General features: G+C 60.3%; 6 protein-coding genes. 2 read left to right on the top strand and 4 right to left on the bottom strand.

Annotation, left to right across the window (positions count from 1 at the left end; translation table 11 throughout):
- Positions 1–98: 98 nt before the first annotated feature.
- On the bottom strand, positions 99–950 hold the full coding sequence (locus tag ACMLHG_RS09895; RefSeq protein WP_294436448.1) for a helix-turn-helix domain-containing protein: 852 nt from the start codon (positions 948–950) through the stop codon (positions 99–101).
- 131 nt (positions 951–1081) lie between these two features.
- On the opposite strand from ACMLHG_RS09895, the gene ACMLHG_RS09890 reads away from it, so the two are divergent.
- Positions 1082–3130 (top strand): DUF6259 domain-containing protein, encoded by a 2049-nt coding sequence (locus tag ACMLHG_RS09890; protein WP_417170385.1) that lies wholly within the window; start codon positions 1082–1084, stop codon positions 3128–3130.
- 12 nt (positions 3131–3142) lie between these two features.
- Here ACMLHG_RS09890 and ACMLHG_RS09885 read toward each other — a convergent pair whose 3' ends face one another.
- Positions 3143–4441: a sialidase family protein gene (locus ACMLHG_RS09885; RefSeq protein ID WP_417170384.1), complete on the bottom strand. Its 1299-nt coding sequence runs from the start codon at positions 4439–4441 to the stop codon at positions 3143–3145.
- Positions 4442–4655: 214 nt separating this feature from the next.
- On the opposite strand from ACMLHG_RS09885, the gene ACMLHG_RS09880 reads away from it, so the two are divergent.
- Positions 4656–5558 carry an AraC family transcriptional regulator gene (locus ACMLHG_RS09880; RefSeq protein ID WP_417170383.1) on the top strand — a complete coding sequence of 301 codons (903 nt, stop codon included), beginning with the start codon at positions 4656–4658 and terminating at the stop codon, positions 5556–5558.
- Between the two features lie 7 nt (positions 5559–5565).
- On the opposite strand, the gene ACMLHG_RS09875 is transcribed toward ACMLHG_RS09880, so the two are convergent.
- Both ACMLHG_RS09875 and ACMLHG_RS09870 read right to left on the bottom strand, forming a co-directional pair.
- Positions 5566–6606, bottom strand: coding sequence for a hypothetical protein (locus ACMLHG_RS09875; RefSeq protein WP_417170382.1), 1041 nt, complete (start codon positions 6604–6606; stop codon positions 5566–5568).
- On the bottom strand, positions 6607–7239 hold a 633-nt coding region (locus tag ACMLHG_RS09870), incomplete at its 5' end, for a hypothetical protein (protein WP_417170381.1).

The following is a 7239-nucleotide window of genomic DNA, read 5'->3' as shown; positions in this document are numbered from 1 at the left end:
TGGTTATACGTTTTAAAATATGTGGATTTTTGAAGTATTATGTCGGGCGTTATCCGGAAGGATGGGAACCTCTGATACCTGGGGGCGGTGGAAGGGCATTATTCTGGTTGCTGATGCCTGCGGTAGCGGGTCGGCGTTTCTCCGTAACGGCGCCGGAACTGCTCCGTGAAACCGGAGGCGTCCGAAAATCCCAGCTCCCGGGCGATCTCTGAGATGGGCAGTTCACTGCGGAGCAGACGACGCCCTTCCTGAAGCCGCAGGGAGAGAAGATACTGGTGCGGCGTGTCGCCGGGGAAGAGGTTCTGCCAGTAGCGGAAAAAGGTGCGGCGCGACAGGCCGTGTCGGGCCGCCAGTGCCGAAAGATCGATCTTCTCGGCGTAATGGGTGCGCAGAAAGGAGGCGATCCGCTGGATTTTTTCGGTATGGAAGGAGTCCGGTTCCGGCGGGCGGAGGTGCTGCCGGGCGGGATGTTGAAGCATCAGTTCCCGCAAGAGACAGAGGGCGTAGTGATCGATCCGGTCGACGTTTCCCGGCAGAAACAGATTGTCGCAGAGTGCGTCGATCTTCTCCATCAGCATCCGGATTTCTCCGGTGATCTCCAGCGGCCAGCCGACGGGGGTGAGAAGGAGGCCCGCCTCTTCCAGCCGGGGGCGGAGCGCGCCGTCGTAGAGCAGGGCGAACGCCCGGCGCGGGGCGAAGGGCGGCGAGTGAAAATCGCTCTCCGGATACTTCAGATACACATGCGGAAAGGGCAGTCGCGTCTCATGCCCGTTCTGAATGTCGATCGAATACCCGTCGGCGGCGGAGAGGCGGATGGCGAACTCCATGAGGTTCTCGCGTCGTCCGTTCCAGGTGCCCCGGGCATTGTCGCTGGAGAGCCGGGCGAAGAGCGGCAGCGGCGCCGCCAGCGTGCGCGGCAGATCGTTGAAGTGGAGAAAATGGTTTTTCATACCGTAATATAATGCGGGAGAAACGGCTTTTCCATGCAAAATGGCACGATTTCCATATTTTTCGGCACAATTTTCATGGCAGAACGATACAGATGGCGCTATACTGTTCCCGGTACAATCAGGAGGCTGTCATGTATCGGATGGAAAATGAATTTATCACGCTCGAAATGGACGAAAACGGCATTCTGCAGGAGCTCCGCAACCGGAAAACCGGCCGGAATCTGCTTCGCCCGCATCAATTACTGCGGCTGATCCTGGGGGATTCCGGCTGCCTGGAGCTGGATGCCGTCCCTGCCGGAAGGCCCGAGGTCCAGTGCGAAGCGGGGCGTGTCTCCCTCAAATACTCCGCCGTGGAGTGCGAGGAACGCGGCACGATTCCCATTGCTGTGTCCCTTTCGGCGGAACTGTGCGGGGATGAAATTCACTGGGGCATCGCGCTGGAAAACCGTTCGCAGGAGCAGGTGGTGCGCGAAGTGCATTACCCGATTCTCTCCATCCGTGACCCCGAACCGCCGATGGCGGCGATCACTTCGGAGCGGGTCAGCGAACGGCTGGAGAATCTTCCGGCGCAGATCCGCAGCTGTTTCACCCATTACATGGCGCCCGATCAGAAGTACATCCGCCGTACGGCGCTTTATCCGGGGCGTGCCGCGTCGATGAACTGCTTTGCGCTCGACTGGGGGGACGAGGGGCTCTATTACGGATGCCACGACTCCACTTTCGAGTTGACCGGGCAGGTGTTTGAACTGGAGCGGCAAAAGAGTGTCAATATGTATGTGGTTCGCTATCCATTTCTTAAGGTTGATGGAAACTGGCGCGAATGCAACATCGTCACCGCTCCGTACTCCGGCAGCTGGACCGTCTGTGCGGAGAAGTATCGGAAGTGGGCGGAGGGGTGGTTTACTCCGCCGCAGATTCCGGATCATGTGGCACATTCGCCGGGGTGGCAGCGGATTATTCTGCACCATCAGTACGGAGAGTATCTCTTCCCCTACGAAAAGCTCGAGCAGGCTTACGATGACGCCGCGAAGGCCGGAATCGACACCCTGTTCCTCTTCGGCTGGACCGCGGCGGGGATGGACTCCGGATACCCGGTCTACTCCGCCGATCCGAAACTGGGCGGCGTCAAAACACTGAAGGAGAACATCCGCAAGGTGCAGGCGAAGGGGGGGAAGGTCATCCTCTACTTCAACGGTCAGCTCATCGACGTGGAGAGTGACTATTACCGCTCGGGGGAAGGGGCGCGTGTGGCGATCAAACGCGCAGACGGCACCGAACACCGCGAGTCCTACAACTTCACCAACGGCGGCACCTTTCTGCGGGCTTTCGTCAACAAGACCTTCGTCGTGGCCTGCCCCGCCTGCCGTTCCTGGCTGGAAATTTTGAAGCGGCACGTCGATTTTGCAGTGGAACTCGGGGTGGATTCGGTCTTCTTCGATCAGCTCGGACTGCTCTCCTACCCCTGCTGCGACCCGTCGCACGGCCACCCGGTGCCGTATACCGGAATCATGCAGGGCAAGCGGGAGATGCTCAAGGAGCTTTACGAGTACGCGAAGTCCCGGAATCCAGAGATGGGGGTCGGTATCGAGTGCACCACTGACCAGACGTTGCAGTATACCGATTTCGTTCATATCTTCGGTTTCCCCGCGGGCGTCTGGAATTCCGACTGGCGGGAGAAGGGGGAAAAGCCGCGGACGCTGTCGGCGAGTTACCTTTTCAAGGCGGCCTTCCCGGAGGCGGTGATCTCCAACCGGAACATCCGCGACGATTCCGACGTCGAATTTCCGGTCAATCAGATGCTGCTGCTCGGCAGCCGGAGCGATGTGGAGATCTACCGCTGTCGCGCCACCATCGCGGAGACGCCGCACTATCAGGCGTATCTCGCGAAGGCGAACGCGCTGCGTGAACGGTTCGGGCGACTGCTGTACGACGGAACATTCCGTGCGGAAACCTTCCACCGCGTGAGCAATCCGGAGATTCAGACCAACTCCTTCCTGCTCGGCGATGAGCTGGCGGTTTTGCTGACCCAGAGCAGCCGGGAGCTGGCGCGGACCGAAGTCGCCGCCCCCGGATTCCAGCTGGAACGGCTGGACTCCGTCTCCGGCGACGTTACGATGGAGGATGGCGTTGTCACCATCCCCCGGAACGGTTTTGCCGTACTGTTCTACCGGCGGGGGTAGGGGCGGAGCCGGTCACGCCTCCACGGTGATTTTCCGGCAGACGACGGTCTTGCGCTTGACCCCATCCCGGTCGGGGAAGTAGAAGTCGCTGTAGAAGATCAACGCGCTGTTGCGGTCGAGCGGAATCATCTCCGGGTTGCAGCAGCAGCCGTCCCAGTCGTGGAAGGTGGGCGGCGTGACCCGGCGGTTGGCCAGGGCGCTCCGGTCGCCGGGCGTCATCACGACCAGCGGTTCGCTCCAGCGGGTGCCGCTTTCATCTTCCGTGGCCTGTACGAAGATGCCGGGCCGGGCGTAGCAGAGCAGCGTGACGCCGCAGTCGAGTTTGCAGAGCCGGGGGAGGATGCCGGTGTCGGCGAACTTCTCCGGTTTCGACCAGGTGCGGCCGGAGTCGGTCGAACGGGCGAAATACATCGGCGCGACCTCTTCGCCGGTACTGCAGTACCAGGCGGTGCGCAGAAACCAGACCATGGAACCATCCGGCATGAATTCGATGTCGCTGTCGCTGAATCCGCCGCTCCGGTAAGGATAGCGTTTCCCATCCGCCTCGTACTCCATGTGGCTGTGCAGGCGGAAGGTGTGGCCGTCGTCGTCCGAACGGAACAGTTCGGCGGAGTAGTAGGGCGAATAGAGCCCGGTTTCCGGGTTGATGTGACCTTCGCCGGAAAGGACGGTCACCCAGATCGCCCCGTCCGGTCCGATCCGCGGATTGCCGCGGGGGAAGAGCGACTTCAGCGTCAGCACCCCCTCGTGTTCATGGACGACCCGTGTGAGGCACGGCCAGTCGAGGGCGACATGTTCCTCGACCGGTTTGATTTCGCCCGCCGGGACGCGGAAAGCGAGCCACTCCGCTTTTGACAGGCTCTCCGGCAGTCGTTCAACGCGGAAGGCGCGGATCAGTGTCCCGTCGAGCCAGCAGGTCATTCCGTCCGGAATCGGGAGTGTTTTTTCTTCTGCCCGGCGAGAGAAGTCATAGCCGGGGGTGAGCAGATTCTGCGGCGTTACCCGGTATCCCTCCAGAATGGTTCCGGAGACCATCGGGAAGTAGAGCAGATCGCCATTGGCGAGGCGGAGGCCGCATTGGATGGCCACGGCGGGATCGACCTCCTGCCAGCTTTCGCCCCGGTCGCGGCTTTCGAACCACCGTTTCGGACTGCCGTAGGACTGGATGTTGTCTTCGCAGACGTCGACGGAGACGACCAGCCGGTCGCCGAGGTTGTACGGATGGGGGAACTGATACGCGCCCCACAACTGCTCCTCCGGGCGGATGCCCCGGACGACGACCTGTTCTTTCCCCGGAATCAGTTTTCTCATTCAAGCCTCCCGTACGTTGTTTCCCGATTGTTTGACCATGGATGACGGGAGAAAGTATACCGCGCCGGGGGCGGGAAACCAAGCCGTCCTTTTGTAAATAAAAAGACATTGAAATTATTTTTCGGACATTCGGCCGGGCATCCCGGTTGAAAAATCCGTTGAAATCGCTATAGTAACCCTCGAAACGCGGACAGGCCGGGGAGGGGCGGAAACGATGGATGAGGCGCATGAGAATTTCAACCGGACGGCGAGCCGGAGTGTTGCCGCGGGAGGTGGGCGCTTCGCGGCGGGCGGACTGGAGTTTTCGGTGCTTTCCTGCCAGTACAACGAACTCTCCCCGGGGCTTCGGGTGCCGGAGCACGAACACCCCTATTACTGTCTCTCCTTTGTGGAGCGTTCTTCCATGCGGACCAGCTGCGACGGGGTGACGGTGGAAAACCGGGCGGGAAAACGGACGCTGTTTTTCATGCCGCCGGCGGTGTCGCACGCATGCCGTTTCGGCGAGGAGGAGACGCATTGGAACTTGTCGGTCAACTTTCAGATCGGGGGAGCGCATGCGCTGGAGGTGAACGAGCGGATTGCCCGCCGTGCGGAAGCGCTCGGTTACGAGATTCCGCTTTCCGGGGAGATGGCGTTTCTGCTGCGGGAAATCCGCCGTCAGGGGATGTCGGAGGCGCCGCTGTCGACGGAGCTGTTGAGCCATCTGCTGGCGGCGTTACTGGGCGTGGTGATGCAGCAGAGTTTCCCCGAGGCGTTGGAAGAGGTGTCCGGACATGAGGCGTTGCGGGCGGAGTTCCGCCGCGACCGGCTGGAGGCGATGAAGCGGGCGATGTGGGCGATGGTCCGGGATTCCGACCCGGTGCGGCGGCTCGCGGAATGCTTCGAACTGAGTCCCCGCCATCTGAATCGGATCTTCCGGCTGGGCACCGGGAAATCGATCAAGGAGTACCAGAACGAACTTCGAATTGCGAGTGCGTGCGACCTTCTGCGGAACAGCGCTCTGCCGATATCGCTGGTGGCGGAAGCGGTGGGATTTCACCGCCCCGGCTTATTCGCCGCGTTTTTCAGGAAGCATCTCCACTGTACTCCGCAGGAGTACCGAATCCATTCGGAATGAATGCCTTTCATGGCTGAATCCGGAGGAGCGCCCGGACGTCGTCGCAGTGAGACCCGTCCGGGCGGAAGCCGCCGTTGTCGACGCCGTCGGGGCCGACGCTCCACACCTGAATCGCCGGAATGGAATGAATTTCCGGCAGGATACGATGAGGCGGTTCAGAGTCGATCCGGTTGAATTTCTGGAGGCACTCCCCTTTCCGGTAGAGCAACGGTTTGCCGCTGAAGGGATCGAGCGGCAGGTCGGGGAGGCTCTCCGGCCAGTCGCCGTGCTTCCGGCGATAGAGTTCCGCCTGAATCAGCCCCCGCACCGCCCGGAGCCGGGCGGTCAGCCGGAGAAAAAGATTCCTTGTTACGGTATAGTTGGGCGCAATCATGGAGGCCAGAATACCGGGAGAACGGTATCTCTGCTTTGTGCCGGCATGATGGAGTTCCGGAATGTTGCAGATTCTCAGCAGTTCCGCCATTTCCCGCCGGAAGTACCACCAGAGCTGTGGAACAAAGCAACGGAGTTTTCCCGGAACTACGGGAGGCGTGTCGCGGATGTCGGACTCTATCAGATACCACCCTGCTTGTATGAATTTGCAGAAATCCAAAGCTTGAACTGCTTCACAGTACAACACCTGTTCCAGACGAGGAGAAATCGCTTTTTCCTGTTCCGCCAGTTCGGCGGAGAGCCGGTGCAGCACCGATTCCGGGAGTTTGCCGGATTCCAACATCATCTCAATGCCGGAGAGACGGAACTTTTCGCAGACTATCCATACCCGTAGGCTGATCGAAATTGAGTCCTGCTGCAGATACTGGTTGCTCCGTTTCATCCGCCGTTCGGCGGCGAGTGCTTCGTCGATTCGCCCATCTGCGAGAGCGAAGTAAATCCGCCATAATTGAAGCCGGTTGAATTGCCGGATCCAGTTGAGCTCCGGCAGGCAGATCCCAATCAGTTTCCCCGTCTGGTAGTGGCGCGGTCGCGGCGGCAGCGGATTGACCGTCTGCGCTTCCCAGGCTTTCAGGGCCTCAGAATATTCTTCAAAGTGATTTCGCCACTGTTTCATTCATCCGGCGGAGGTCAGCATAAGGTTGGGCTCAGAGTAATAAAAGGCATAATTCTCTTCTTCCTTGAAGGGATCGACCGCGTCATAGCTTTTTTCCCACCGATCCCAGAAGGCGGCATCCGGCTTGCGTCCGTGAAAATAACACTCCGCCAGCGCCTCCGCCGTCATCGGCCGCCCGAACCGTTTTGCCAGCTCGGCGGTTCGGCGTGAAACCTCTCCTCCGGCGATCCACGTCAAAAGAGTAAAGAGGAGAAACACCGCCGCTCCTGCGCTCCACCAGACGATCACCCCTTTCCCGAAGAGGGAACGGAGCTTCTCTCCGCTCAGACGGACGAAGAAGAGCGCGGTCAGCCAGTACCAGAGGGCGAGGAAGAACAGGCCGCCCGCCGCCCATACACTCCAGCCCCATCCGGAGATTCCCGGGAAGCGCGACAGGGCGACCAGGAATTGGATGGAAACAAGACTCAGCAGACACCCGTCGCTGTTATCATAATTGTAACTGAAGGAGAGGGGATAATAGAAAACACAGTAGACGAGAAGAGGCAGCAGCATCAATGTGCCGATGCACCAGGCACGGGCACTGCCGAAGGCCGGTTTCCACTGGCGGCCGCAGACGACGAGCGCCAGGACGCC

It is taken from the genome of Victivallis sp. (assembly GCF_048170485.1).
Lineage (GTDB): Bacteria > Verrucomicrobiota > Lentisphaeria > Victivallales > Victivallaceae > Victivallis.
The sequence above is the reverse complement of the archived record's forward strand: the minus strand, read 5'-3'. Positions and strand labels throughout refer to the sequence as shown.

Excerpts from the sequence above, each read along its gene's own strand:
- ACMLHG_RS09895 (WP_294436448.1), bottom strand. The coding sequence starts at position 950 with ATGAAAAACCATTTTCTCCACTTCAACGATCTGCCGCGCACGCTGGCG.
- ACMLHG_RS09890 (WP_417170385.1), top strand. The coding sequence starts at position 1,082 with ATGTATCGGATGGAAAATGAATTTATCACGCTCGAAATGGACGAAAAC.
- ACMLHG_RS09885 (WP_417170384.1), bottom strand. The coding sequence starts at position 4,441 with ATGAGAAAACTGATTCCGGGGAAAGAACAGGTCGTCGTCCGGGGCATC.
- ACMLHG_RS09880 (WP_417170383.1), top strand. The coding sequence starts at position 4,656 with ATGGATGAGGCGCATGAGAATTTCAACCGGACGGCGAGCCGGAGTGTT.
- ACMLHG_RS09875 (WP_417170382.1), bottom strand. The coding sequence starts at position 6,606 with ATGAAACAGTGGCGAAATCACTTTGAAGAATATTCTGAGGCCCTGAAA.